Below are 25,172 nucleotides of genomic sequence, written 5' to 3' on the forward strand. Positions count from 1 at the left end.
CTTAAAAAGGGTTGGAGCGCACTCGGCGTGGAAGCGGGCGCAGCCAGAACGAGAAGGGGGGGATAAGAGTCAGGGACGGCGCTTCGCCAGTCCGGACACAAATCACCGTAAGCGCTAATTGCGGTTTTTCGGTGTCTTCAACGGCCGGATGCGGTCAGCATCTTCGGACGTTGGTATCAGGTGACCGAATAGACCTCCGCCGCCACGTCTCGCAGCCGTTCGCGGAACCAGATCAGGGCCGGGTCGCGGCCGCGCAGACGGTCCCACACCAGCACCAGTCGCATGGGCTCCGGCGCCAGGGGTGTGGGGCGGCAGACGAGGCCGAAACTGTCGGCCATGCGCTGCGCCAGCGCTGCGGACAGGGTGGTGAGAAGGTCGCTGTGGCCAACTGTGGCCAGCGCCGCCATGAAATAGGGAGTGGTCAGGGCGATCTGGCGCGACAGGCCGCGCGCCGCCAGCGCCGCGTCCAACTCGGACTGACCATCGCCGAAAATGCTGATGGCGGCGTGCGGGAAGCGTTCATAATCCTCCGGAGTGACGGGCCGGTCGGCCAGCGGATGCCCCCGTCGCATCACCAGCGCCAGCCGGTCTTCCCCCAGCGGCAGGGTTTCGGTCCCGACGGGCAGGGGCGTCGTCTCCAGCGCAAAGGCGAGATCGAGCCGTCCCTGCTGCATCCGGGTGACCGTATCCGGGCCATAGGCCGAGACCTGCACGTCGATGCCGGGGGCCTCGTGCGCCAGCCGCGCCATCAGCGGCGGCAACAGCAGCACCGCGTGCACGTCGGAGGCCACCAGGCGGATCGTGCGCCTTTCCTGCGCCGGGTCGAAGCCCGCTTCACGAAACAGACCGCGCAAGCCCTCAAGCGCCGCCGCCACCTGCGGGGCCAGCCGCTCGGCCTTCGGCGTCAGGGTCAGGCCGCCGCCGGTGCGGATCAGCAGAGGATCGTCGAACAGGTCGCGCAACCGCGAAAGGGCCCGGCTGACGGCCGGCTGGCTGAGGCCCACCTCCTGCGCGGCGTGGGTGACATTGCGCCGCCGCAGTAGGGCCTCTAGCACCGGCAGCAGGTCGAGATCGACGGCGGCTAAATTCTTATTTTGCATAACGCTTATATAAATAATGCATTTTTGATATAGTTCAACCGGCCTTATCTTGGGGACAGTCACAGGAGTGTGTCATGTCCGAGAAAATCGTCATCTTTGGTTACGGCCCCGGTGGCCGCAGCCTCACCGAACGTCTGGTCGCCGAAGGCCGCCGTCCCCTGATCACCCAGCGCAAGCGCCCCAAAGACCTGCCGCCGGGGGTGAATTTCATGGCGTCGGACGTGCTCGATGCCGCTGCCGTGCAGGCGGTGACGCGCGGCGCGACCCACATCGTCATCACCATCGGCTTTGAGTATTCGACCGCCGTGTGGCGGCAAAGCTGGCCTGTGGCGATGACGAACCTGCTCAAGGCGGCCCGCGAGACCTGTGCGAAAACGCTCTTCTTCGATAATCTCTATATGTACGGACCGCAAAACGGGCCGATTTCGGAAACGACGTCCTATGCCCGCTGGGGCGGCAAGCCGGCGGTGCGCCGTGCCATCTCAGACCAGTGGCAGACGGCGGCGGCGAAGGGCGAGGTGGTGATGAGCGCCCTGCGCGTGCCGGATTTCTACGGTCCCGGCGTCAGCAACAGCCATCTGGGCGATCTGGTCTTCGGGCGGCTGGCTCAGGGTAAGCCCGCGCAACTGATCGCCCCGCCGGATACGCCGCACGATTTCGCCTACATACCGGATGTGGCGCGCGCCATGGCCCTGTTGCTCGACCTGCCGGCAGCCGAATATGGTCAGGTCTGGCATATGCCGAGTGCGCCGACGCGCACGCCGCGTCAGTTGATCGCGCTGGGGGCTGAGGCGCTGGGGAAGCCCGCGCGGATCCAAGCCATCCCGCAAAGCCTGCTGCCCGTGCTGGGGCTGGTCACGCCCTTTATGCGCGAATTGCACGACATGCGCTTCCTGTTCGACCGCCCCTACCATATCGACGGTTACAAGCTGACGCAGCGCTTCGGCTTTGAGGTGACGCCGTTTGAGGTGGGTATACCGCAAACGGCGCTCAGCTATGGCCGGGTGGCCGCGCCTGGAGCGGCATGATTTTCAATGCCAGCCTCATGCCGCTTTAAATTTTTGTTTTGTGGCGATATTTTTGTCGAAAACCGCTCACACTTTTCGACCTATCGCTCTATTCCTTCTTGACGAACTCCGCCAGACGGCTGCTCAGCTCCTGCGCCGTGGCGCGCACCGTGTCGGAAATGCCGGCCACCCGCTCGGCGGACTTGCCCGTATTTTCGGCATATTCGGCGACGCGGCCCATGGTTTCGGAGACCGACTGCGCCACGGCCCGCTGCTCCTGCGTGGCCGAGGCCACCGAATTGACCAGCTGGCTGATCTGTCCGATGCCGTTGATGACGCCGGACACCGTATCGACCGTCTTGCGCGTTTCGGCCTGAATGGCCTCGATGCGCTTGCCGATTTCCGAAGTGGCCTTGGCCGTCTGTTCGGAGAGGGCCTTGACCTCAGAAGCCACGACCGCAAAGCCCGCACCGGCGGCCCCGGCGCGCGCCGCCTCGATCGTCGCGTTGAGCGCCAGCAGCTTGGTCTGTTCGGCGATGGAGGACACGGTGGACACCACGTCCGAAATGCTGCCGACCGCACCGGTCAGACCTTCGAGCTGATGCTTGGTGCCGATACTGGCGGTTTCGACCGCCTCGGCCTCTCGGGCCACGTCGGTGGTGCGCATGGCGACTTCGTGGATGGCGGTGGCCTGTTCCGACACCGCATTGGCGACGGTAGCGGTCAGGGTCATGGTTTCGCGGACATAGCCCGACAGCTCACCGGCCTGCGAGGTGACGGCATCGCCGACGCGCGTCATCTCAGCGACCGTATCTTCCATCCCCTTGGCCATGGCCACCCGGTGCGTTACCACGTACCACACCAGCAGGGGTCTTCCGGCGATGCGGTTGATCTTCAGCTCCAGATATTCCGGCCCGACCTTGATCGTCGTCTGATGGCCGTCACTGCCCATGGCGTTCAGCATCCGGTGCTGATGCTCCGGCACCTTGTGGAAGACGTCGATCTTGGAACCGATGATCTCATCGGCCTTGACGTTGATATATTGCTGGATCTTGCCCATCATGCGGATCGAAGCCTCATTGGCGTAGTCGATGACGAAGGTCTGCGGATCGCAGGTCATGATCGGTACGGGCAGCTTGTCCAGCGTCTCCAGCAGGCGAGCGATGCGTTCCTGCTGCGCCTTGCGGCTTTCGACGACGGTGGCGATCTTGATGACGCCGGTGACGCGGCCGTTGGTTTCGATGGGCGAATAGGTGGCCTGAAGCGTGACGCGCTTGCCGCCCTTACCCAGCCGTTCAAATTCATCCGAGCGGAAGCGTCCGGCCTTCAGATCGGCCCAGAAGGCGCGATAGTCGTCGCTGGCCGCATAGGCCTGATCGACGAACAGGCTGTGGTGCCGCCCGATGATTTCGCTGCGACTATAGCCCATGGCCTCGCAAAAGCGGTCATTGGCGTCTTCGATGGTCCCATCGGGCGTGAAGCAGATGATGGCCTGGGTCCGCGACAGGGCCTCATAGCGCGGGCGGTGGTCGGTCTTCGATTTAACGAGCATGGCAAAACCTTACGCAACTTCTGACGTAGCATTGTTACGCCGTTGGTAAAGCGCGCGTTAAAATCGAACGCTGCTTTTATAAAAAACTTATAAAGTTCAGTTATTTATTTTGAAAAAAGGAGATTATACGTGCCGGGATTTAAGCTGGATCACCTTTCGCCCAAATTTTTTTAGTGATGCCCCGGCGCATAGGGAAAGCTCAGGGATTTATAATAGTCGAGTGACTTTGCGGGTGCCGCCACCCCGGCGGGCAGGGGGCGGCCCGACTTCGACTGGAAATAGGCGATAGAGGCGTCGCGCCACCATTTGGCTTCGCGCGCCTGTATGCGCAGGGTGCTGGCGATGGCCTCGAAGCGCTCGGCATCGACATAGGGCTTCATCGCCGCCCACGTCTGTTGCATCGCGGCGGCGTCTTTCGCTCCCTTGTCATAGGTGAGGACCAGTTCATCCCACAGCGGGCGTCCGGAGCGCGTCCGGTAGTCCCACGACAGGTGGTGGAACCACAGGAGATAGCGCTCATCCATCGTTTTGGGATCGGCCCAGGCCTTCTGGGCCTGTGGGTCGTACTGGCTCAGGGCATCAGAGCCGGTTTTGGTGCGGTCAAAGCCGATGCCGTTGGCGTCCGCCTTGTGGTAATAGACCGGGTTCCAGTCGGGCCGGCCCAGATTATCGACCCACGGGCCGGGGCCGTAGTGGTGGCCCGTGTCCATCAGGTGATGCAGCCCCAGCGGCGTCATATAGTCCGCCACCGTCTCGCGCGAGCGCATCATCAGGGCGACGACGGGCGTCACAAAGCGCGGGTCGGGGGTGAAGGTCATCTTCGCCCATTCGGTCGCGATGTCGCGCGCCGAGCCTTGCGGGTTCCACGCCAGCCGCCCGAAGGCGTACCAGTTGGCCTGATCGAAGTGCGAACCGGACCAGTTGCGATCCGTGCCAATATTGGCCACGCCCGCCATACCGCTGAGGGCGTGATGTTCGCCTTCCACGACGCGGGCGACGCTCCAGCCCTTCTGGCCGTTCTGAAAAGTGTCGGCGCGCAGCGTTTCCTCGTAATACTGACCCAGATAGGCGAGATGGGTGGCAAAGCCCAGATACTCCTTGGTGATCTGGAACTCGACCATCAGCGGCGTTTTGGGCATGGCCCCGAACAGCGGATGGAAGGGCTCCCGCGGCTGAAAGTCGATGGCACCGTTCTTCACCTGCACCAGCACAGTGGGGGCGAATTTTCCATCATGCGGTTTGAACTCGCTATAGGCCTGCTTGTGGCGGTCGTCGGCGACCTCGGCCTTATAGACAAAGGCCCGCCACATCACGACACCGCGGTCCCCCAGCGCTTCGGCCAGCATATTGGCCCCGTCCTCGTGCGTGCGGCCGTAGTCCTGCGGGCCGGGCTGGCCTTCGGAATTGGCCTTGACGAGGAAGCCACCGAAGTCGGGGATTTTGGCGTAGATTTCATCCGCCTTGGCCTTCCACCAGGCGCGCACGGCGGGGTCGAGCGGATCGGCGGTCTTTAGACCCCCCAGTTCGATGGGGGCCGAAAAGCGCGCCGACAGATAGACGCGGATGCCGTAGGGGCGGAAGGTGTCGGCCAGCACCGCCGCCTTGTCGAGATAGGGCGCGGTCAGCGACGCCGCTTTGGCATTGACGTTATTCAGCACCGTGCCGTTGATGCCGATGGAGGCATTGGCGCGGGCATAGTCGGTGTAGCGCGGGTCCTTCAGGTCCGGCAGCCGCCACCAGTCCCATAGAGACGCGCCGGCATAGCCGCGCTCGACCGTACCGTCGAGATTGTCCCAGTGGTTGAGCAGGCGGAGTTTGACCTTGGGCACGTCGGTGGTGTCGGCGGTGGCCCCGGTCTGGACGTGCCGCAGATAAGCGAAAGCCCCGTACAGCAGGCCAATATCGCTGTTGGCGCGGATGCGCACGATCGGCTGGCCGTTCTGACGGCCGTTACGGATCGCATAGCCTTCGCGGCCCAGCGCCGCATCGGGCGTCGCATTCCGCGTCAGAACGACCGAGGGAGCGCTAACATTTCGGGCCACGGAAACCGTGTGCCCGGACAGGCCGGACAGGCCCCGTTGCAGCTCGGCCACCGCCGCGCTGACCGTGGGCGAGGGGGTGCCTTGAGCAACAATAGCACGGGGGAGGGTGTGGGCGCTGGCCACCGGCTTGTAGCGCAGCCACAGATCGTAACCGTCCTCGGCAAAGGCCGGGGCCGCCAGCAGACAGACAAGCGCGCACAGCGCGTGGATAAGCCTACGCATCTTCCCTCCTGTGGTGCCCCGCTTTGCGGGTGCGGTTTTTAAGTTCCTCCCCTGAAACGCCAGTTCGGCGAAGCCAAATCAGGGGGGGATGCCGCCGGAATCGACGGAGGTGGGGTAAAGCCTTGTCAGATTATCTGCATGATATCTGAAATGCCCCCACCACCACATCTCGCTCGCTTTGCGATCTCGTGCGGTCCCCCTCCCCAGCAAGCTGGGGAGGTATGATCTTTTACCAGTTAAACAGCGTGCCGTCCTGCAGACGATTCACCGGCAGGTAGGCGCGCTTATAGGGATACTTCGCCGCCAGGTCTTCGTCGATATCGACGCCGAGGCCCGGCGTTTCGGAGACCATCAGGTCGCCCTTGTCGAAATAATAGCCGTGCGGGAAGACCTCATCGGTTTCCGGCGTGTGGCGCATATATTCCTGAATGCCGAAGTTCGGGATCGAGACGTCGAAGTGCAGGGCCGCCGCCATGCACACCGGCGACAGGTCGGTCGCGCCGTGGCAGCCGGTGCGGACGTTGTACAGCTCGGCAAACGAAGCGATCTTTTTCAGGTGCGAAATGCCGCCCGCGTGGACGACGGTGGCGCGGATATAGTCGATCAGCTGGTTCTGGATCAGGTCCTTGGCGTCCCAGATCGAGGAGAAGATTTCCCCGACGGCCAGAGGCGTCGTGGTGTGCTGACGGATCAGTTTGAAATTGTCCTGATTTTCCGCCACGACCGAATCCTCCATCCAGAAGGGACGATAGGGTTCAAGGTCGCGCCCCAGACGCCCGGCTTCGATCGGCGTTAGGCGGTGGTGGACGTCGTGCAGCAGGTGGACCTCTTCGCCCAGGGCTTCACGCGCGGCGGCAAACAGCTTGGGCACCACGCGCATATAGGCCTCGGTGGACCAGACGTTTTCGGTCGGCAGGTCGGCATCGGCGGGCTCATAGAACATCTTGTCCTTCGACACGCCGTAGGTGGAGGCCAGCCCCGGCACGCCGCATTGCAGGCGGATGGCCTTATAGCCCATGGCCTTGTATTCCTGCGCCACCTCGATGGTGTTCTCGATAGTGGTGCCGTTGGCGTGGCCATAGACCATGACGCCGGTGCGCGACCGGCCGCCCAGAAGCTGATAGACGGGCAGGCCGGCGATCTTGCCCTTGATGTCCCACAGGGCCATATCGACGGCGGAAATGGCCGACATGGTCACCGGACCGCGACGCCAGTAGGCCCCGCGATAGAGATATTGCCAGATGTCCTCGATCTGCTGCGGGTCGCGCCCGATCAGGCAGGGAATCACATGGTCTTCGAGATAGGAGACGACCGACAGCTCACGCCCGTTCAGCGTGGCGTCACCAATGCCATAGACGCCTTCGTCCGTCAGGATCTTGAGGGTGACGAAATTCCGGCCGGGGCAGGTGACAATGACTTTTGCCGATACGATCTTCATGAGACGGACGCCTTAAATTGGTATGACCTATTCAGTCCTTATTGCCGCTTTGCACGCCCGATGGCAAGCACAAACTGCGTGGGATCAAGCAGGTTTTCGATCTGAAGACAGGCTTAAACACCCGAAACTTCGTTACAAAAGCCATTAAAATTGTGATGTGCAGAGCTTTGCCCCACTTGGTTAAACTCGACTGTCTTATTGGTCAGGCCAAAAAGCGGCGCGACCTCCTGTCTTTTCCGTTTCAAAACGGCGGCTGATGGGGCATAGTCGGGCGAATCTGATAACGGTCCCATGTCTGATACTCGCAAACGCTATAAACGCATCGCCGACTCCATCGCCGAAGAAATCCGCTCCGGCGTCTATACGGCGGGCGACCGCCTGCCGACCGAGCGCGAGTTGGCGGTGCAGTTCAAGGTGAGCCGCCCGACCCTGCGTGAGGCCATGATCGCGCTGGAAATCCTGGGCTATATTGAAGCGCGCCAAGGCCATGGCATCGTGGTCAAGGCCGTGTCGCCCGATCCCCTGCCCATGTCCGATTCCGAGATCGGCGCTTTTGAGCTGATCGAGGCGCGCCGCCTGTTCGAAAGCGAGGTGGCGGCGCTGGCGGCCACCCTGATCAGCGATGAACAACTGGATGAGCTGAAAAAGCTGGCCCGGCGCATGGAAGACCCGTCTCCGGCCATTTCCGAACGCGCCGACCGCGAATTTCATATGCTGATCGCTCAGGTTACGGGCAACGGCGCCATTGTGTCCTCGGTCGAAAACCTGTGGGACTGGCGCTACCGTTCGCCACTGGCGCGCAATATTCTGGCGCGGACGGCCAATCTGGGCATGAAGGCGCGCGTCGCCGAACACAGCCAGATTATCGAGGCGCTGGAACAACGCTCCCCCGAGGCCGCACGTCAGGCCATGCGTGAGCATATGGACCGCGTGATCGAACACCTGCTGGCGACCACCGAACTGGTCGAGGTGGAAAAGGCCCGTGCCGCCGGTGAGGCGCGGCGCAAGGCGCTGGCCAAGCGGTTTCTCAAAGCCTGAAAACCGTAAGATCTGAAAAAAGCCTGCCCCTCGCGGAGCAGGCTTTTTTCAGGTCAACGCGTTGAGCGCCTTACGCCCGGCGACCGCGCAACATGCGGCTGAGCCCAATCAGCAGACAGGCCCCGATGACACCGGCGATCAGATAACCGATCACCCCGCCGAACGAGATGCCGAGGATGGCCAGAAGCCCGTTCGCCACGGCGGCCCCGATAACACCCAGCAGGATGTTCATGAACAGACCCTGTTCGGACTTCATCAGTTGCTCGGCGATCCAGCCGGCAAAGGCACCGACGATCAGGGCTGTCAGCCAGCCAATGGAATTTTCGTTCATAATCAGGCTCCTCGGTCTTTGGGGACAGGACGCCCCCTGTACTGAGCCCTACCCTCTCATTCGTCCGATAAGGCGGAAATGCCGCCGTGACGCCGGGGCATAAAAACCGTGCAAACACAAAAAACCGCCGCCTGCGGGGGGCAGGCGGCGGGTGACAGGTCAGGGAGGAAACGGACTTTAATTCTTGTATGTGAAGCCAAAGAAGACGCGACGGCCGGAATAGCCGGTACTGATCAGTCGGATATCACCTGCCCAGGTGGACTCGTCCTCTTCGGTCAGGTTTTTCCCTTCGATAAAGAGGCTGAGACCCTTGGGGCCCGGCTTCCAGGTGACCTTGCCATCCAGATAACCTGTCGGGTCTTTGAACACCGGATTGAGCGAGGTGTCGGCCGCCGTCACCAGATATTTTGAGCGGTAATTATAGGCCAGACGCGCATTGATCGGGCCCTTATCGTACCACAGGGTGACGTTGTAGCTGTCTGAAGACAGGCCGGGATATGGCAGTTCGGAGCCGTCGAGCTGGCTGTAAACGCCTACATCCTTGGCCTCCTGATAGGTATAGTTGGCGTCGGCACCAAAGCCCGACAGCCAGCCCGGCAGGAAGGTGAAGGCGGTCTTGGCGGTCAGTTCAAGACCCGAAATCTTGGCACCCTGACCGTTGATATAGCTGTTGTAGTAATAAAGCGTGCCGTCGCCGAACACATCCTGTTGCCCCAGATTGGTGCGCGAGGCGATGTAGAAGGATTTGATGTTCTTGTAGAAGAAGCCTGCCGAAAGCTGCGTGTCGCGGTTCGGATACCATTCCACCGAAATATCGGACTGATCGGCGCGATAAGGCTTCAGACCCGGATTACCGGCATTGCAGCTATCGGGGCCGTCTTCCGACGTCCCATCATTGGTGTAGTTGATGGTGCAGTCGATGCTGGGCTGAAGATAATTGACAAGCGGACGCGCCATCAGCTTGGCAAAGCCGGCGCGGATGTTCAGTTGCGACGGGATAATCCAAGTGTTGATGTTATAGCTCGGCAACCACACCGTATAGTCCTTGGTCATCGTCGTCTGGGTGTTGGACACGATGGCCGTGGTCGCGACGCCATTGACCAGACGCGTTTCACGACGCGTGTTCTGACCGCTGGCCGTCGTTTCGGTATGAACGCGACGCACCCCGAAATTACCTTCGAACTCCAGACCGAAGGCTGGGAAGCCGTAGTCGAAGCGGGCATACTGCGCGTCCGTGACTTCCTTCACATTGTAGGGAATCTGGCTGTAGGTTTTTCCGTCGCTGCCGACGGTGGTGTAGAGATTGTCCAGATTGAAGTGCGATGTATCGAGATACTGCGCGACCTGATTAAAGGTCGGGTAGAGCCAGCTAGACGGCAGGTTGCTGGTACCGCCGTAATAGAAGTTTGACGGCAGGGGCGTCATCGCATTGGCAAAGACCTGATTGGAGAAGGCCCGTGACCAGGTCTCCGTCGTATTCCAGTAGCTGGTCTGGTACGGGTTGCCGTAGGCCGGCGCGGTCTGATCCGCAGTGGCGCTATTGCTGACCGTCGCCGTCGAATTGACCGAGTTGGCATAGATGACCGTATTGTCCAGCTCGCTGGCCAGATCGGACCCGGCATTGACGATGAACCCGCCATAGCCATAGCCGGATGTCACGGTATCGGTGTAACGTCCACCGAACTTCACGCCCTTGAGGAAGGGCAGGTCGGTATCATAGGTAAAGTCGAGCTTGTACTGATCTTCTGAATTGGCCGACTGCGACGGACGATACTGGATTTGGTACTGGCTCACCGCTGACGCATCGGCGGGGCTATAGCCCTGAGCGAAGGTAAAGATCGGGGCGGAGGTGTTGGGGTCGATCGTGACCTTCAGACCGGGCGTATTGTAGCTGACGCTGACATTGTTGGTCTGGCTCAGCGTTTCCGTCTCGGCGTTCGATCCGGCAAATTCGACGCGCCAGCGCTCACCGCGATAGTTCAGCCCATATTGCAGGTATTTTGAGGTCGAGGTGTAGCTGAAGTCGCGTGACGAGACGCTGAACGCGTTGTTGCCGCCACGGTTGGCGGTGGTGACGCAGTCCCCGATGACGAATTCCGTGACATTGTGGTTGGCATCGACCTTGATGCCCGGCGTTTTGGCGGCGGTGGCCGCCGTCACGCGGGCACAGTTGGCCCCGTTGGCCGAATAGTTCAGCGCGTCGAGCGAAGTAAAGCCCGTGCCGTAATTGATGTCGTTCAGGGTTTGCGAGCGGCGATTATGCTGATAGCCCGCCCACACATCCATGCGGTCGCTGATCTTGTACTGAACCTGAAACTCTGCCGAGACGCGCTCATCGTCGCGGGTCCATACGCGGTAGCGGGGCACGCGCGGGCTATAGTCGTACCATTGGGTTTCGCAGGCCGTGCGCGCCTGAGCCGTCGTCAGCTTGCTGGCGTCCGGCGTGGTCAGGGTGGCACAGGCGGCCTTGGTCGTGACGGCGGCTATGGCATCGCTGACGGACTGACCGTAGCCCTGATTATAATAGCTGGCGGTCTTTTCGGCGGAATTGTCAAAGTCCGCCAGTCGGGCCCACGAATTGCCGTCGTAATAGTCGCCGCGGGTATTGACGCGGTCATAGGTGACATTGGCCATCACCCCCAGACGGTCATCGAGGAACTTCGTCGCTCCGAACAGGTTGGCACGCGGCGTCCAGCCATCAACCGTATCCAGATTCTGATAGGAGGCGGTCACGGAGAAGGTCGGTTTGCGGAAATCGAGCGGACGGTTGGTGGTTACGGCGACGGTGCCGCCGATGCCGCCTTCGGTCATGTCAGCGGTAAAGCCCTTGAACACATCAATCGACTTGACGATTTCGGACGGCAGTTCGCGGAAGTCGTTAGAACGGCCACCCCCACCATAGACGTTGAGATTGCCGGCGGTGGACATGACGCTCATGCCATTGATTTCCACGCGGTTGAGATCAGGCTCAACCCCGCGGATGGACACCTGATTGCCTTCGCCCATGTCGCGCGACAACTGCACGCCGGTCACGCGGCCCAGCGCTTCGCCGACATTCTTGTCCGGGAACTGACCGATATCTTCGGCGACGATGGAGTCCGATACGGTGGCGGCGCGCTTCTTGCGCGTGATGGCCGAGGCCAGCGAGGCGCGTGTGCCGGTGACCACAACGGTTTCAATCTCTTCCTGTGCCGGGGCAGCGGGGGCGGCCTCCTGCGCAAGGGCGACACCGGACAGGCCCAGCAGGGCGACTGCGGTCAGGGCGGAGGCGCTTTTCAGGCGCGAGGAAAGGAAGCGGGGGGAGGGGCGACGGATCATACCTTTGGGGCTCCTGAGCAATCTGCGGGACGGTGGCCCGGCCTTCACGTCCGGGGAGGGGGACGACCGGGCACGACACCGGCGGACACATCGAAACGGGAGACAGGCCGGAGCGCCGCCGTCCGCAGGCCATCGGTGTGCAGGGACGCAGGACCGGAGCGGGGAAGGCGGTGGAGCCACACAAACGGCTCCTGAAGGGGGCGAGTCTCCCTCATCGTTTGCCCGTGGGGTGTCGCGGGCGTGCCCTTGGGTTGGTACCCTCGTGGCGCGATGATCAATTTATCAGCGCTGCGAACATTTACGATCAAAAACGATCAGTCAAGTCCTGCGCCTTAAATAGCGCGGCTATTTTTATGAAAATGTCAAATATCGACGTTTCACAGGCAAAAATGCCACACAATATGTCAAACGCTGACGAAATGGGGCGACAATGTGTCGTCAATGCGGGGTAAATAAACTGTAATTCACTCCGATAATCGTTTTTTAATACATATAAAAGTGGGACGGTTTTACCGGTAATCTGTATATACTTGGTATGCAGAAGAAAGTGCTTGATTCCCTCAAAGTCACTGCCTCAAAATTGACGCCGTGCGCAATTTTCACATTTGAAATATTCAAATTATGTCAAAAACGATCACTATTTTGAGACGCCGCGCTCTCGCTGTGTCCGCCAGTTTAGTAAGCGTCATTCGTGGGCGCAGAAAAACACGCTTCACAGGCCGGAACAGGCGCTTTAAGACCGCCTGATGGTTTCAGATGTGCACAATCCGGCTTCGGTGATCGCGCTGCGTGGCGTGACCCGGCGCTTCGTGTCCAAAAGCGGCGTGCAGGCGGCGCTGGATGGCGTCGATCTCGATATCGCGCGCGGTGAGGTGTTTGGCATTATCGGCCCGTCGGGGTCCGGCAAATCGACCCTGATCCGCCTGCTCAACCGGTTGGAAACGCCCAGCGAAGGCCGGGTGGAGGTCAATGGCGTCGATCTCAGCGGTCTGGATGCGCGCGCCCTGTCGGCCCTGCGGCACAAGATGGGCATGATCTTTCAGTCCTTTGGCCTGTTGTCGAGCAAGACAGCGCTGCACAACGTCGCCTATGCGCTGGAGCTGGCCGGGACGGGCACGTCCGGCACCCGCCGCCAGCGGGCGCTTGATCTGCTCGACCGCGTCGGTCTCAGCGCCCACGCGCAGAAATACCCGGCGCAGCTTTCGGGTGGCCAGAAGCAGCGCGTGGCCATTGCCCGTGCCCTGGCCAATGCGCCGGACATCCTGCTGTGTGACGAAGCGACCTCGGCGCTCGATCCGGAGGCGACGCAGGGCATACTGACGCTGCTGGCCGAACTGAACCGCGAACTGGGCCTGACCATCGTGCTGGTGACGCATGAGATGGAGGTGGTGCGTCAGGTGTGCGACCGCGTGGCCGTGCTCGATCACGGGCGGCTGGCCGAGGTCGGCACAGTGGAACAGGTGCTGTTCGCCCCGGTGAGCGCCGCCGGTCGCGCCCTGTCGAAGCACATCCTGCCGCCGCCGCCCGACGGGGTGGGCGAAGGCGCGGTCACCCTGACCTATTTCGGCGAGGTAGTCTATTCCGACGCCCTGTCGGCGGCCGTGCAGGGGCTTCAGGCGCGCTTCAGCGTGCTGTCCGGGCAGGTGTCGCACCTCAAATCCGGCCCCTATGGCCATATGATCGTCGATATGGCCGGTCCTCACCGCGCCGAAGCGCTGGCGCGTCTGCGGGCGCGCGGCGTCAGCGTGACGGAGGCGGTCCAATGATAGGGCCTGAGTTTTTTGCCAATATCGACCCGGCGGAAATCGCCCGCGCCAGCGGTGAGACGCTCGGCATGGTCGGGGCGTCCCTGCTGCTCAGTCTCGCGCTGGGCCTGCCTCTGGGGGTGTGGCTGTCGGTCACCAGCCGTCAGGGCTTAAGCCCCCATCCGCTCCTCTATGGCCTGCTGAGTTTTGCGGTCAATGTGCTGCGTTCCATCCCCTTTGTGATCCTGTTTATCCTGCTGATCCCGGTCACTCTGGCGCTGGTCGGCACGTCCCTGGGCGTCAAGGGGGCCATTCCGCCTCTGGTGCTGGGGGCCGCGCCATTTCTCGCGCGGCTGGTCGAAAACGCCCTGCGCGAAGTCGATCGCTCGGTCATCGAGGCCACGCAGGCGCTGGGAGCCTCAAAGCGTCAGATCATCCTGCACACCCTGCTGCCCGAAGCCCTGCCGGGCCTGATTGCGGCGGCGACCGTGACGGCCATCGCGCTCGTCTCCTATACGGCCATGGCCGGCGTGGTAGGGGCGGGCGGCCTCGGCGATCTGGCCGTGCGCTATGGCTATCAACGCTTCCAGACCGATGTCATGGTGGTGACGGTGGTGCTGATTATTGCCCTGGTTCAGGGGCTGCAAATGCTGGGCGATGCGCTGGTGGCGCGCGTCTCGAAGAAATAAGGAAGATACTCATGCTGTCTCGTCGTCATCTGATCCTGACCGGTGTTGCCGCCTCTGCTCTGGCCGCCTGCGGCAAGCCGGCCGCCAAGGGCAATGTCCTCAGCGTCGCAGCCACCGCCGTACCGCACGCCGAAATCCTCAAGGTCATAACCCCCGATCTGGCGGCCAAGGGCATCACGCTCGATATCAAGGTCTTTAACGACTATGTGCAGCCGAACCTTCAGGTCGATCAGGGCCTGATCGACGCCAACTATTTCCAGACCCTGCCCTATCTCGACTCGTTCAATAAGGAACGCGGCACGAAGCTGGTGACCGTGGTCGGCGTGCATGTCGAGCCGTTTGGCGGCTATTCGCGCAAACATAAGGCGATTGCTGACCTGCCGCAGGGCGCGGTCATCGCCGTGCCCAATGACGCCTCGAACACCGGGCGCGCCCTGATCCTGCTGCACAAGAACGGCCTGATTACGCTGAAAGACCCTAACAGTATCAATGCGACGCTGAAAGACATCGCCGGTAACCCCAAGGGCTTTGTGTTCAAGGAGCTGGAATCGCCGTCCCTGCCGCGCGTCCTGCCGGAGGTCGATCTGGCCCTGATCAACACCAACTACGCGCTGGATGCCAAGCTGGACCCCAAGAGAGACGCCCTGATCATCGAAGGCTCGGACAGCCCGTACATCAACTATCTGGTGGCGCGCGCCGACAAGACAGACGACCCGCGTATCAAGGCGCTGGCCGAGGCCCTGACCTCTCAGAAGGTCAAGGATTTCATCGCCAAGACCTATAATGGTGCGGTCATTGCGGCGTTTTAAAACCTGACAAACAGGTTGCGGAACCATTGCGGGCCGGAGCGTGAAGCTTCGCGCCAGTCGGCGGAGGTGTCGGCCTCTTCGGGCGTATAGCCGAACGGATTGAAGGTCTTGACCTTGCCCGCCTTGAAGGCAGCCGGTGAGGGGGTCACGAGGGTCAGGCCGTGCACGGCGGCGGTCGCGGCCATCAGCGCATCGCGGGAATCGCTCATATGGAGGGCTGCCCGGCGTCGGGCCACCGCCGCGTCGATGGGCAGAATATGGTTTTCAAAGGCGCGCGGCACCTGTTCGTCCAGCCATTGCCGCAGCAGACGCCCGCTTTCGGCATCCCGCTTTTCGGCCGCGGCGATGCTGGTTTCCATCTCCAGCAGGCTCAGCACCGACAGGAACAGGTGCTGACGCCCGATACCAGACGCCCAGCGCGTCAGGCCGGGATCAGTGTCGCCCGACTTGGCCTTGCGCAGTTCCATAACGATGGGGGTATCGAGCAGGTACATTAAACCCCTCCCTGACGGTCCCAGCCATCCCCGGCGCGGGCGGCGTCGAGGTCAATCGCGACCCCTTCGCTGAGCGCCAGCAGATCGACCAGAGTCTCCGTCTGCCCCGACAGGGCGCGATAGGCCTCAAAGCTCAAAAGGACGTGAGTCGGCTTGCCCCGATCAGTGATAAACACAGGCTCCGATAGGGCGGCGCGTTTGGCGCTACCGACATCCTGATTAAACTCGCGGCTGGAAAAGGTCGTCAATTTGCACCTACGTTGCTACAAATGAGCGCGCTAACATGTAGTTACGTTACTACATCGTGACCCTTTAGCAACAATTTTCAAACGCGGTATTTCAAAACGTTTTTTTTAGCCGGCAACCGGTTGCGTCCGGCGTGATTTCTGTGTCTGTCTCAGCCACCGGTCTCGCTCAAAAGAAGGCCGAACACAGATCAATCAGGGGATCACAGACTCGCATGACCGTCGCTACACCCGACATGTGGGCTCACACGTTTGAGACCATCACCACCCTCCTGTCGCCGCATGGGCCCAATGGCACCTATAATGCCAACGACTTCAGCATCCGTTTCTTCCTGCAAATCGGCCTGATCATTCTGGCGTGCCGCGTGGTCGGCTGGCTGGGTCAGAAGTTTCTGGCGCAGCCGCAGGTGGTCGGCGAAATGATCGCCGGGGTCATTCTGGGGCCATCTCTTCTGGGGCTTCTGTTCCCCGATCTTCAGGGGGCCATCTTCCCCAAGGAAAGCCGCAACGTCCTCTATGTCGGGGCGCAACTGGGCGTGGGTCTTTATATGTTCCTCGTCGGCTGCACCTTCCGCGCCGACCACTTTGCGCAAAAGGGCAAAAGCGCTGCGGCGGTCTCGTTTTCGGGCATTACGGTGCCGTTTCTGATGGCCTTGCTGATTACGCCCTGGCTTCTGACGGTGCCGGGCCTGTTTGCCGAAGGCATTTCGCAGTTCAATGCCACCCTGTTCATGGGGGCCTGTATCGCGCTGACCGCCTTCCCCATGCTGGCGCGCATTATCAATGAGCGCGGTCTGGCCCATTCGTCGCTGGGCACCCTGTCCCTGACGGCCGGAGCCTTTGACGACGCCGTGTCGTGGTGCGTGCTGGCCATCGTGCTGGCCACCTTTGGCGGCGGGCCGGGTATCGCCGTGCTGGCCATCGGCGGCGGCCTGTTATGGACCCTGTTCGTGGTGTTCGCGGGCAAGCCGCTTCTGGCGCCGCTGGGCCGCATGGTTGAACAAAAGGGTGAGATGAGCCACACGGTTCTGGCCATTACCCTGATCGCCTTTGCGACTTCGGCCTTTGTAATGGACGCGGTGGGCATCCACGCCATCTTCGGTGGCTTCATTCTGGGCACGGTCATGCCGCGTGGCAAGTTTACCGAGGAGTTGAAGAAAAAGGTCGAGCCGCTGACCGTCATCCTGCTCTTGCCGATGTTCTTCACTTATTCGGGGCTGAACACGCGCCTCGATATGGTCAACAATCTTGAACTGCTGCTGATCGCGCTGGCCATTCTGGCCGTGTCGATCCTCGCTAAATTCGGCGCCTGCTATGCGGCGGCGCGCCTGACCGGCGAAGACAACCGCACGGCGTTGGGCATCGGGGCGCTGATGAATTCCCGCGGGCTGATGGAGCTGATCATCATCAATATCGGCCTGCAAAAGGGCATTATCGGCCCGGCCCTGTTCTCGATGCTGGTGCTGATGGCGATTGTCACCACGGTCATGGCCTCGCCGCTGTTCGAAGCCGTCTATGGCCGCAAGGCGCGCGAAAGCGGCGAGCTTGGGGCCTTGCCGGACAGGTCGCCGGACTAGAGCGAAAAGACTTTAAGTAGAATGGCCATTTCGCTCTAAATTTTTGTTTTTGTCGCGATGTGCGGAAAACCGCTCACACTTTTGGCTTCGCCGAACTCCGTTTCCGCACATCGCTCCAAAGGTTTAACATCCGTTTGGGGTTAAGATCAGAAAGAACCCCCACCACCGCATCTCAGCTTCGCTTCGTGCGGTCCCAACGCTGGCGAAAGCTATACTTTCACTGCGCTATACCCCAGCAAGCTGGGGAGGTATAAGAAGAGCAGCTATGCCGACTCCGCAAAGCCTTCGGCGTAGATCTGGCGGATCAGGGTGCGGTGCGGCGGCAGGTCCAGCGTCGCGCGCTCGCCGAAATTATGGATCTTGGCAAAGGTCCGGTTGGCGTCCTCGACATGCGGGAAGTGGTCTCGCGCCCCGCTGAGATCGGTCCGGAAGCCCATGCCGTAGAGAATGTACTGATAGTTGAAGAAGGCGAAGGTTTCGACGTCAATCAGGAAGTCGAACCGGCTGGGCGGCCGGTAACGCCATTGCTCCAGTAACTCGCGCAACCGCTCAGGCCAGGTTTGCGGATCGGCATTGTCGCGCCAGAAGGCCTCACTGCGGTGGCTCAGCGCGTAGTGCAGCTTGAGGAAGGTGACGATATTCTCGTAACGCGCCGTCATCAGCGAATTGAAGCGACGGGCCGGGGCGTCGATTGGCCCGGCGTGCGGGAACATCTCGGCGATCATGGCCACGGCGACCTCGATCATCACGATGCCGGTCGATTCCAGCGGCTCCATAAAGCCCCCCGCCAGCCCCACCGCCACGCAATTGCCGATCCACGGGCGCTCGCGGTAGCCGGGCTCGAACGCAATCTCACGCAGGTTCACCGCGGCCTTGCTGCCCACATAGCGACGCAGCGTCGCTTCCGCCTCGTCGTCACTCGTGTGGTCGGTCGAGTAGGTATAGCCAATCCCGCGCTGCCCATCGAGGCCGATATCCCAGGTCCAGCCAGCCGCATGGGCCGTGGCCACCGTGTAGCTTTCGATAGGGGCGTCGGGGCGCTCATAGGGTGCCTTACACGCCAGCGCCTTGTTGGTGAACAGCGTCCCGCGCACCGAGCGGAACGGCGACCCCAGCGCCTTACCGATCAGTTCGGCCCGGAAGCCCGAACAGTCGATATAGAGGTCCGCCGTCAGCACCTCGCCCTCGGCGACGATGTGGTCGATCTGCCCTGTGTGGTCGAGCACCACCCCATCGAGCCGCGCCGGCTTATGCGCCACCCCCAGGGCGACGGCGCGTTCGGCCAGCACCTCGGCCAGTTGATGCGCGTTGAAATGATAGGCGTAGTTCAGCGGCCCGGCAAAATCGCCTTCGTGCGGGCGTTTGGGCGCGCGCCGCGCCTCGGCCACGCGCTTCTGAAACGTTACGGCCTCGGCAAAGGGCTTGCGCGTCGCCTCGTCCTGCAACAGCCAGTAAGGGACCAGCCCTTCGCCCTCGGTATAGTAGGGGGCTTCGAACGGGTGGAAATAGTGTTCGTGCCGCCCGTTGACCGGCGTCGTCACCCAGTCGGCAAAACGGATGCCCTGTTTGAAGGTGGCCGTGGTGCGCCGCATGAAGGGCGCTTCGTCTATGCCGATGAATTTCAGCGTCTGGCGAATGGTGGGGAAGGTGCCTTCGCCGACGCCTACGCTGCTGATCTCCGGTGATTCCACCAGCACGATCTCAAGGCGCGGCTGACGTTTGATGTCGAAATAGCGCGCCAGATAGGCCGCCGCCAGCCATCCGGCCGTACCGCCCCCCAGGATCAGGATTCTGCGCTTGCCTGTCATGCGCCTGAGTATGCGTCGTTTTGGCGGCGCGGGCAATCGGCGTGACGGATCACTGAGTCATTACGCTTACCCTGCGGCTTGCCGGGGGCAGGGCCGTTCGACGGTCCCGCCCCTAGATCATTATGATTTCTGGTGGAAACATAATGATCTGGATTTTTGTTTAGCCCCTCGCCGGGTGCGGGCTCCGCCACCTTGGCCGCCGCCTCAGTGGCGGCTTGAGCGGAATGATTCCATTTGAAATCATTCCGCTCTAGGCTCAGCTCATGCGGGGCCTCAGGCGGCGCGCACGGTTTGCAGGAACTTGTCCATCTCCTGATGCAGCCGCTCGGCCTGCTGCGCCAGTTCGGCCGACGCCCCCAGCACCTGCACGGCAGAGGTGCCGGTCTGTTCCGCCGCCATGGCCACGCCGGTGATGTTGGTGGTCACCTCCTGCGTCCCGACCGAGGCCTGATTGACCGCCTGCACGATCTCCTGCGTTGCCGCCGTCTGCTGTTCGACGGCGGAGGCGATGATGGTGTTGGTCTGGTTGAGGTGGGCGATGGTGCCGGAAATGTTGGAGATGGCCGCCGCCGCCTTGGCGGTCGCCTCCTGCATGTGGGCGATCTTGTCCGAAATTTCGGTGGTCGCCCGCGCCGTCTGACCGGCCAGCGCCTTGACCTCGGAAGCGACTACGGCAAAGCCTTTGCCCGCTTCACCGGCGCGCGCCGACTCGATGGTGGCGTTGAGCGCCAGAAGGTTGGTCTGGCTGGCCAGCCCGGCGATCAGATCGACCACGCCGCCGATGCTGACGGCCACCGTATTCAGTTCGTCCACCAGCCGCACCGCGCCGCTGGCCTCTTCCACGGCTTCCGAAGAAATGCTGGCCGAGGTTTCGACCTGACGCCCGATCTCATTGACCGAGGCACCCAGTTCTTCGGCGGACGAGGCCACCGAGGTGACATTGGCCCCGGCCTCTTCGGCGGCGGCAGATACCGCGACCGATTGCGCCGAAGCCTGCTGCGCGGTGGCGGTCAGCTGCTGTGCCGAGGCCTGCATTTCGGTGGCCGCGCTAGACACCAGAGAGACGATGCCGCCCACCGACTTTTCAAACTCATCGGCCAGTTTGAGCATCATCTGACGCCGTGCCTGATCCTGCCTCTGGCGTTCGGCCTCGGCATCGGCGGCCTTTTGCAGGGCCTCTTCCTCGGTGACGATGCGGATGCGGTCAACCGCCCGCGAAATGTCGCCGATCTCGTCCTTGCGCCCCGCCCCGGCGATTTCGCGCAGCTTTTCACCAGAGGCCAGCCGGCCCAGCGCCTCGGTGAGGCGGGCAATGGGGTTGGCGACATTATTGGCCATAACGGCGATCATCGCGATCCCCAGAACCGCCACGATCAGGGCGCAGACGATCTCCCAGAGGGAGTCGCTGCCGCCGCGCGCCTTGAGCGCATTGGACAGCTTGTCGGCATCGGCCATGACGACGGTGCGCGGCACGGTGATGATCACCGACCAGAACTGTCCGCTGCGGCCCAGTTGAATGGGGGCATAGACGCGCATCTGATCGTTCTTTTTGTCGAAATCGACGGCCGAGCGCCCGCCTTTGACGGTGTCCAGCGCCCGCCAGGCCAACGGATCGACCGACTGCACCGAGCCGCCAACGGCGTCGGGGAAGGCGCTTGAGGCGACCACCAGCCCGTCAGAGGTGACGATGGTCACATTGCCCTTGCCCTCATAGATCGACTTCTTCACCGACTGGGCCAGAACCTGCACGAAGGACAGATCGAAATCGGCCCCGGCCACGCCCTTGAACTGGCCGTCGATGACGATGGGCACCGACATGGTGGCCAGAAAGACGTGTTTGCCCTGTACGATATAGGGCAGGGGGGCGAGGATGCTCTCCTTGCCATTGGCCTGCGGGCTGAGGAACCAGCCGCCCTTGATCAGGCCGTTGGCGTGGCGGTCATGACTGTCGTATTCGACCAGCGGCTGAAGCGCGATCTCGCCCTGCGCATTGCGCGTCCAGTAGGGCAGGGCGCGGCCCGTGGCGTCGGAGCCTGCTTCTTTGCGGTTGACATAGGCCGCGTCGGCTCCGTCCAGCGCATTGGGTGCCCAGGCGCTATAGGTGCCGTTAAAGCGCGAATTGTCTTTCAGCACCCCCAGCAGGATCTGGTTCAGGTGCTGACGCCGTTGCGCGCGCGGCACGCCGCGCGGACCGGCGATGACTTCTAGGCTGCGCGCCATGTTACGGGCAGCGGAAAAGGCCGTATCGACCTCGGTGCGGATCGTCCCGGCCTGCGCATCGGCCAGCCGCGTCAGGGACTCGCTGCTGTTGCGATCCAGCAGGCCCTGCACATTCTGGTTCACAAAGTGCGCGGTCTTGCCCGACGAAAATATGCCGAAACCAACCAGGGCCCCGGTCGCCGTCAGAAGACAGAGCGCCGACAGGGCGACGATCTTCGTTTTTACGGAATGTATGTTCATGTGCATCCTCCAGCCGCCATAACGGCGTTAGGGGATGATCGCGCTCGTAATAATAAATGATGTATTAAGCGATTGTCGCGTCTATCTTTTGTGCAAATATAAATAATGTGGCAAAATATCTCAGTGTCGCATATTGCGACAAACGGAGATTTACAGCCTGTATTGGCATAATATTTGAGTTTAATTTATGAGAACGTTTCGCGCAAACGTTTATTTTTGAGCAATCGTCCTAGTTGCCGTCGTGGTTTCTGATTTAACGGCTGGGCATCAGGCGGAACAGCTCAAACATGTCCTGCAGGACCGTAAAGTCGATGGGCTTGACCAGATGCAGGTCAAAGCCGGCCTGCGCCGTTTCCCGGCGTCGGCCCGCATCGCCCCAACCGGTCTGGGCGATAATCTTGCAGCGGCGCGTGCGCGGATCGGCGCGCAGGGCCCGCGCCACACTCAGGCCGTCTATTTCCGGCATCCCCAGATCGAGCAGCACGACGTCGGGGTGGAAGCTGCGCGCCGTCTCCATGGCGCTGAGACCGTCGAAACAGGTCCGCACCTCATCGCCCCACGATTCGATGGCCCAGCTTAAGGTGAGGGCCGAGGCCTGATTGTCGTCAACGACCAGCACTTTCAAAGGCGCGGGTGCCGTGGCCGCCCTGCCCTTGCGTTCTTGACAATCAATCATAACAAACCTTTGAGAACAATGATATTTTACGGAGGCCGCACTTCAATGACGCGGCCCGTCCTTACCCGTAAGGACCGTAAAAAATCAGTATTGACTGTCATCGTTTACAGGTGGGTCTTCGGCTTGCGGATACGCCGCAGGGCCTTGCGCGTCGCCTTGACGCGCTCATTCTCGCGGAGGGGGCGCTGGCTGTCCTGATGCAGCAGGTGCTCGTCCGTCGTGCCTTCCGGCGGAAAGGGATCGCTGTCGTGGCCCTTCTGCTCGGCGGTCCGGCTGATCTCTTCGGGCGTGGGGGAGCGGTGTTCCGTCATGTTATCTCCTTTCACCCGGAAATCTGGGCGCAAAGGCATAAGACGAAAATGGCGGGCCGCGCGCAGGTTGTGAACACTCTGTAAGGGAAGCTGTGTCACGACAGAGAGAGTGGCAAGCTCAGCCTGATAAAGATCATAAAACAGGCGCTTATCACCCATTTTTCGATTCAATCCGCACGCGATCTGTTTTAGGTTCCTCTCGCCAAAGGGCAATCGGAGACTGATATGACGACAGTCAGGACGGCTCAGACACCATCCGCGGTCTGGGGAGAGGCCCAGCGGCCCTCTATCCTCATTGTCGATGACCGCTGGCAGAATCTTCTGGCGACCGAAGCCCTGCTCAAGCCGCTGGGGGCCGATATCGTCACCGCCGAGTCGGGTGAGGCGGCCCTGAGCCTGGTGCTCGAACGCCACTTCGCCATCGTCCTGCTCGATGTGCAGATGCCCGGCATGGACGGTTTTGAGACCGCCCGCCTGATGAAGACCCGCCCCTCCATGCAGGGCGTACCCATTATCTTTGTCACGGCCATTTCCAAGGAAGACCACTACGCCACCGAAGCCGCGTCCATCGGCGCGGTGGACTATATCTTCAAACCGATCAATCCCGACATCCTCAAGTCCAAGGTGCAGGTCTATCTCGACCTCTACACCCAGCGGCAGCAGATCCTGCAACTGAACGCCACCTTGCGTCAGTCGAACGAAGAGCTGGAGCGCTTCGCCTATGTCTGCTCGCACGACATGAAGGAGCCGGTCCGCATGATGAACATCTATGCGGGCTTTCTGGCGGAGGATTCGGTAGAGTCACTGGACGAAGACGGACGCCGCTATGTGCAATATATCCGCGATAACGCCACGCGACTGAACCGCATGATCGGCGACATTCTCAACTTCTCGCGCGTCGGCCGCGAAGCCATAGAGGTTGAGGCGGTTGATACGCGGCGCGTGTTCGATGAGGTCTGTGCGGGTCTGGCCGGTGTCATCGAGGCCCAGCGCGCCCGTGTCACTTGCGGCGCCCTGCCGGAAATGCAGACCTCGCCCACCCTGATGCGCGTGCTGCTGCAGAACCTTATCGGCAATGCCCTGAAGTTTCAGGACGGCACCCGGACACCGGAAATCCACGTTTCGGCGCGTCGCGCTGGTAAGGCCTATCGTTTCGATGTGGCGGATAATGGCATTGGCATCGACCCGGCCTATGCCGATCGCATCTTCACCATCTTCCAGAGACTGCACAGCGAAGACGAGTTTCCGGGCACCGGGATCGGCCTTTCGACCTGTCGCAAGTTCGTACGCCTCTATGGCGGAGACATCAGCTTCACCTCAAAGCCGGGCGAAGGCACGACCTTCAGCTTCACCCTGCCGCAACCGGCCCGTTTGTAATTTCTGAACCGGAGACGTCATGACGCTCGAACTTCTGCTGATCGAGGATAATGAAGGCGATGTGGAAATGACTCGCCGCGCCCTGCGCACCGCGACGCCGTCGTGCCGGGTGTCGGTGGCGGGCAATGGGCAGCAGGGACTGGAGTGCCTGCGCCGCGAAGGGCGTTTCGAAGAGGTGCCGCGGCCGGACCTGATCCTGCTCGATATCAACATGCCGCGCATGGACGGCAAGATGTTTCTCAGCGAGATCAAGGCCGATCCGAACTTTCGCGCTATTCCCGTGGTGATGTTCACCTCGTCGGAATCGCCGAGCGATATCCGCGACTGTTATGAACGTCAGGCCAGCAGCTATGTGGTCAAGCCGTTCGACGGCGGCCTTTACGCCGAAACCGTGCGCGAAGTGGTGCGCTTTTGGGGGCAGATCGCCCAACTGCCCTGATCTCTCTGGGGTGAACGGACAAAATCAGCGGGCGCGGAAAGAAAATTTCTGCGCCCGATTTTATTTAAGCTGCTGATATAAATGTAAAAATAGCGCGACATCCGCAAGGGCCGTCAAATAAAATGCCACGACCTTGTGGAAAACCGAAAAAGACCGTTGACGCGGATCGGGGGTTCGAATAGAAACCGCCTCCTCGCCGCTGACGGCGGCAACGAAATCTTTACGAAGCTTAACGCTGAAACGGATTTCTGATCTTTGACATTGTAGAATGGGGAAGGGAAACGCAGGCGGCGGTGGTCTGATGACGACTACTGTTGTGAGCGGTCTCTTTTAATAGACAACCATTTATGGGTTGGGGTTTAGGCCCTGATCTATATGTGGGAACTCGTTAATATGAACGCAGAACTACGCAGTGATTGCTGAGCCTTTAGGGGCTTGGTGAGCAAAGAGCGAAGAGCAGCAGAGAGAAGTCTCAACTTGAGAGTTTGATCCTG

Annotated in this window: 20 protein-coding genes; 8 read left to right on the forward strand and 12 right to left on the reverse strand. The window is 61.3% G+C overall.

The window, feature by feature from the left end; all coding sequences use genetic code 11:
• Positions 1 to 176: 176 nt before the first annotated feature.
• The gene (locus tag PQU94_RS15970; RefSeq protein ID WP_272742432.1) at positions 177 to 1,100 is read right to left on the reverse strand and encodes a LysR family transcriptional regulator; all 924 of its coding nucleotides are present in this window, start codon (positions 1,098 to 1,100) and stop codon (positions 177 to 179) included.
• Between the two features lie 74 nt (positions 1,101 to 1,174).
• Here PQU94_RS15970 and PQU94_RS15975 point away from each other — a divergent pair, with 74 nt between their 5' ends.
• Positions 1,175 to 2,128 (forward strand): NAD-dependent epimerase/dehydratase family protein, encoded by a 954-nt coding sequence (locus PQU94_RS15975; RefSeq protein WP_272742433.1) that lies wholly within the window; start codon positions 1,175 to 1,177, stop codon positions 2,126 to 2,128.
• A gap of 88 nt (positions 2,129 to 2,216) precedes the next feature.
• On the opposite strand, the gene PQU94_RS15980 is transcribed toward PQU94_RS15975, so the two are convergent.
• From PQU94_RS15980 to manD, 3 genes are all read right to left on the reverse strand, one after another.
• Entirely contained in the window at positions 2,217 to 3,659 is a 1,443-nt protein-coding gene (locus PQU94_RS15980) for a methyl-accepting chemotaxis protein (RefSeq protein ID WP_272742434.1), read from the reverse strand.
• A 170-nt stretch (positions 3,660 to 3,829) separates the two neighbouring features.
• A complete protein-coding gene (locus PQU94_RS15985) occupies positions 3,830 to 5,923 on the reverse strand; it encodes an alpha-glucuronidase family glycosyl hydrolase (protein WP_272742435.1) in 2,094 nt (697 codons plus the stop codon).
• A gap of 229 nt (positions 5,924 to 6,152) precedes the next feature.
• Positions 6,153 to 7,361 carry a D-mannonate dehydratase ManD gene (gene manD, locus PQU94_RS15990; protein WP_272742436.1) on the reverse strand — a complete coding sequence of 403 codons (1,209 nt, stop codon included), beginning with the start codon at positions 7,359 to 7,361 and terminating at the stop codon, positions 6,153 to 6,155.
• A gap of 291 nt (positions 7,362 to 7,652) precedes the next feature.
• On the opposite strand from manD, the gene PQU94_RS15995 reads away from it, so the two are divergent.
• Positions 7,653 to 8,399: a FadR/GntR family transcriptional regulator gene (locus tag PQU94_RS15995; protein WP_272742437.1), complete on the forward strand. Its 747-nt coding sequence runs from the start codon at positions 7,653 to 7,655 to the stop codon at positions 8,397 to 8,399.
• 70 nt (positions 8,400 to 8,469) lie between these two features.
• On the opposite strand, the gene PQU94_RS16000 is transcribed toward PQU94_RS15995, so the two are convergent.
• The gene (locus tag PQU94_RS16000; RefSeq protein ID WP_013480787.1) at positions 8,470 to 8,730 is read right to left on the reverse strand and encodes a GlsB/YeaQ/YmgE family stress response membrane protein; all 261 of its coding nucleotides are present in this window, start codon (positions 8,728 to 8,730) and stop codon (positions 8,470 to 8,472) included.
• 177 nt (positions 8,731 to 8,907) lie between these two features.
• The gene (locus tag PQU94_RS16005) at positions 8,908 to 12,048 is read right to left on the reverse strand and encodes a TonB-dependent receptor (protein ID WP_272742438.1); all 3,141 of its coding nucleotides are present in this window, start codon (positions 12,046 to 12,048) and stop codon (positions 8,908 to 8,910) included.
• Positions 12,049 to 12,794: 746 nt separating this feature from the next.
• Between PQU94_RS16005 and PQU94_RS16010 the strand changes: the two genes are divergently transcribed.
• Genes PQU94_RS16010 through PQU94_RS16020 form a run of 3 tightly spaced genes read left to right on the forward strand, consistent with a single transcriptional unit; the run spans position 12,795 to position 15,291 of the window.
• On the forward strand, positions 12,795 to 13,814 hold the full coding sequence (locus tag PQU94_RS16010) for a methionine ABC transporter ATP-binding protein (RefSeq protein WP_272742439.1): 1,020 nt from the start codon (positions 12,795 to 12,797) through the stop codon (positions 13,812 to 13,814).
• Positions 13,811 to 14,482 (forward strand): methionine ABC transporter permease, encoded by a 672-nt coding sequence (locus PQU94_RS16015; RefSeq protein WP_272742440.1) that lies wholly within the window; start codon positions 13,811 to 13,813, stop codon positions 14,480 to 14,482. Before PQU94_RS16010 ends, PQU94_RS16015 begins: the two co-directional genes overlap by 4 nt.
• An 11-nt stretch (positions 14,483 to 14,493) precedes the next feature.
• Positions 14,494 to 15,291: a MetQ/NlpA family ABC transporter substrate-binding protein gene (locus PQU94_RS16020; RefSeq protein WP_272742441.1), complete on the forward strand. Its 798-nt coding sequence runs from the start codon at positions 14,494 to 14,496 to the stop codon at positions 15,289 to 15,291.
• On the opposite strand, the gene PQU94_RS16025 is transcribed toward PQU94_RS16020, so the two are convergent.
• Both PQU94_RS16025 and PQU94_RS16030 read right to left on the reverse strand, forming a co-directional pair.
• A complete protein-coding gene (locus PQU94_RS16025; RefSeq protein ID WP_272742442.1) occupies positions 15,288 to 15,785 on the reverse strand; it encodes a PIN domain-containing protein in 498 nt (165 codons plus the stop codon). The genes PQU94_RS16020 and PQU94_RS16025 overlap by 4 nt on opposite strands.
• Positions 15,785 to 16,033 (reverse strand): type II toxin-antitoxin system Phd/YefM family antitoxin, encoded by a 249-nt coding sequence (locus tag PQU94_RS16030; protein WP_272742443.1) that lies wholly within the window; start codon positions 16,031 to 16,033, stop codon positions 15,785 to 15,787. The genes PQU94_RS16025 and PQU94_RS16030 overlap by 1 nt, the downstream gene beginning before the upstream one ends.
• A 212-nt stretch (positions 16,034 to 16,245) precedes the next feature.
• Between PQU94_RS16030 and PQU94_RS16035 the strand changes: the two genes are divergently transcribed.
• The gene (locus tag PQU94_RS16035; RefSeq protein WP_272742444.1) at positions 16,246 to 17,607 is read left to right on the forward strand and encodes a cation:proton antiporter; all 1,362 of its coding nucleotides are present in this window, start codon (positions 16,246 to 16,248) and stop codon (positions 17,605 to 17,607) included.
• A gap of 263 nt (positions 17,608 to 17,870) precedes the next feature.
• On the opposite strand, the gene PQU94_RS16040 is transcribed toward PQU94_RS16035, so the two are convergent.
• From PQU94_RS16040 to PQU94_RS16055, 4 genes are all read right to left on the reverse strand, one after another.
• Positions 17,871 to 19,415 carry a tryptophan halogenase family protein gene (locus PQU94_RS16040; RefSeq protein WP_272742445.1) on the reverse strand — a complete coding sequence of 515 codons (1,545 nt, stop codon included), beginning with the start codon at positions 19,413 to 19,415 and terminating at the stop codon, positions 17,871 to 17,873.
• Positions 19,416 to 19,688: 273 nt separating this feature from the next.
• Positions 19,689 to 21,875, reverse strand: coding sequence for a methyl-accepting chemotaxis protein (locus PQU94_RS16045; protein ID WP_272742446.1), 2,187 nt, complete (start codon positions 21,873 to 21,875; stop codon positions 19,689 to 19,691).
• A 253-nt stretch (positions 21,876 to 22,128) separates the two neighbouring features.
• Positions 22,129 to 22,551, reverse strand: a complete 423-nt coding sequence (locus tag PQU94_RS16050) for a response regulator (RefSeq protein WP_272742447.1) — start codon at positions 22,549 to 22,551, stop codon at positions 22,129 to 22,131.
• A 104-nt stretch (positions 22,552 to 22,655) separates the two neighbouring features.
• Positions 22,656 to 22,862 carry a hypothetical protein gene (locus PQU94_RS16055; protein WP_272742448.1) on the reverse strand — a complete coding sequence of 69 codons (207 nt, stop codon included), beginning with the start codon at positions 22,860 to 22,862 and terminating at the stop codon, positions 22,656 to 22,658.
• A 225-nt stretch (positions 22,863 to 23,087) separates the two neighbouring features.
• Between PQU94_RS16055 and PQU94_RS16060 the strand changes: the two genes are divergently transcribed.
• Entirely contained in the window at positions 23,088 to 24,239 is a 1,152-nt protein-coding gene (locus PQU94_RS16060; protein ID WP_272742449.1) for a sensor histidine kinase, read from the forward strand.
• Between the two features lie 19 nt (positions 24,240 to 24,258).
• On the forward strand, positions 24,259 to 24,678 hold the full coding sequence (locus tag PQU94_RS16065) for a response regulator (RefSeq protein WP_272742450.1): 420 nt from the start codon (positions 24,259 to 24,261) through the stop codon (positions 24,676 to 24,678).
• Positions 24,679 to 25,172: the final 494 nt, after the last annotated feature.

Origin of the sequence: Asticcacaulis currens (assembly GCF_028550395.1) — a bacterium.
GTDB classification, from domain to species: domain Bacteria; phylum Pseudomonadota; class Alphaproteobacteria; order Caulobacterales; family Caulobacteraceae; genus Asticcacaulis; species Asticcacaulis currens.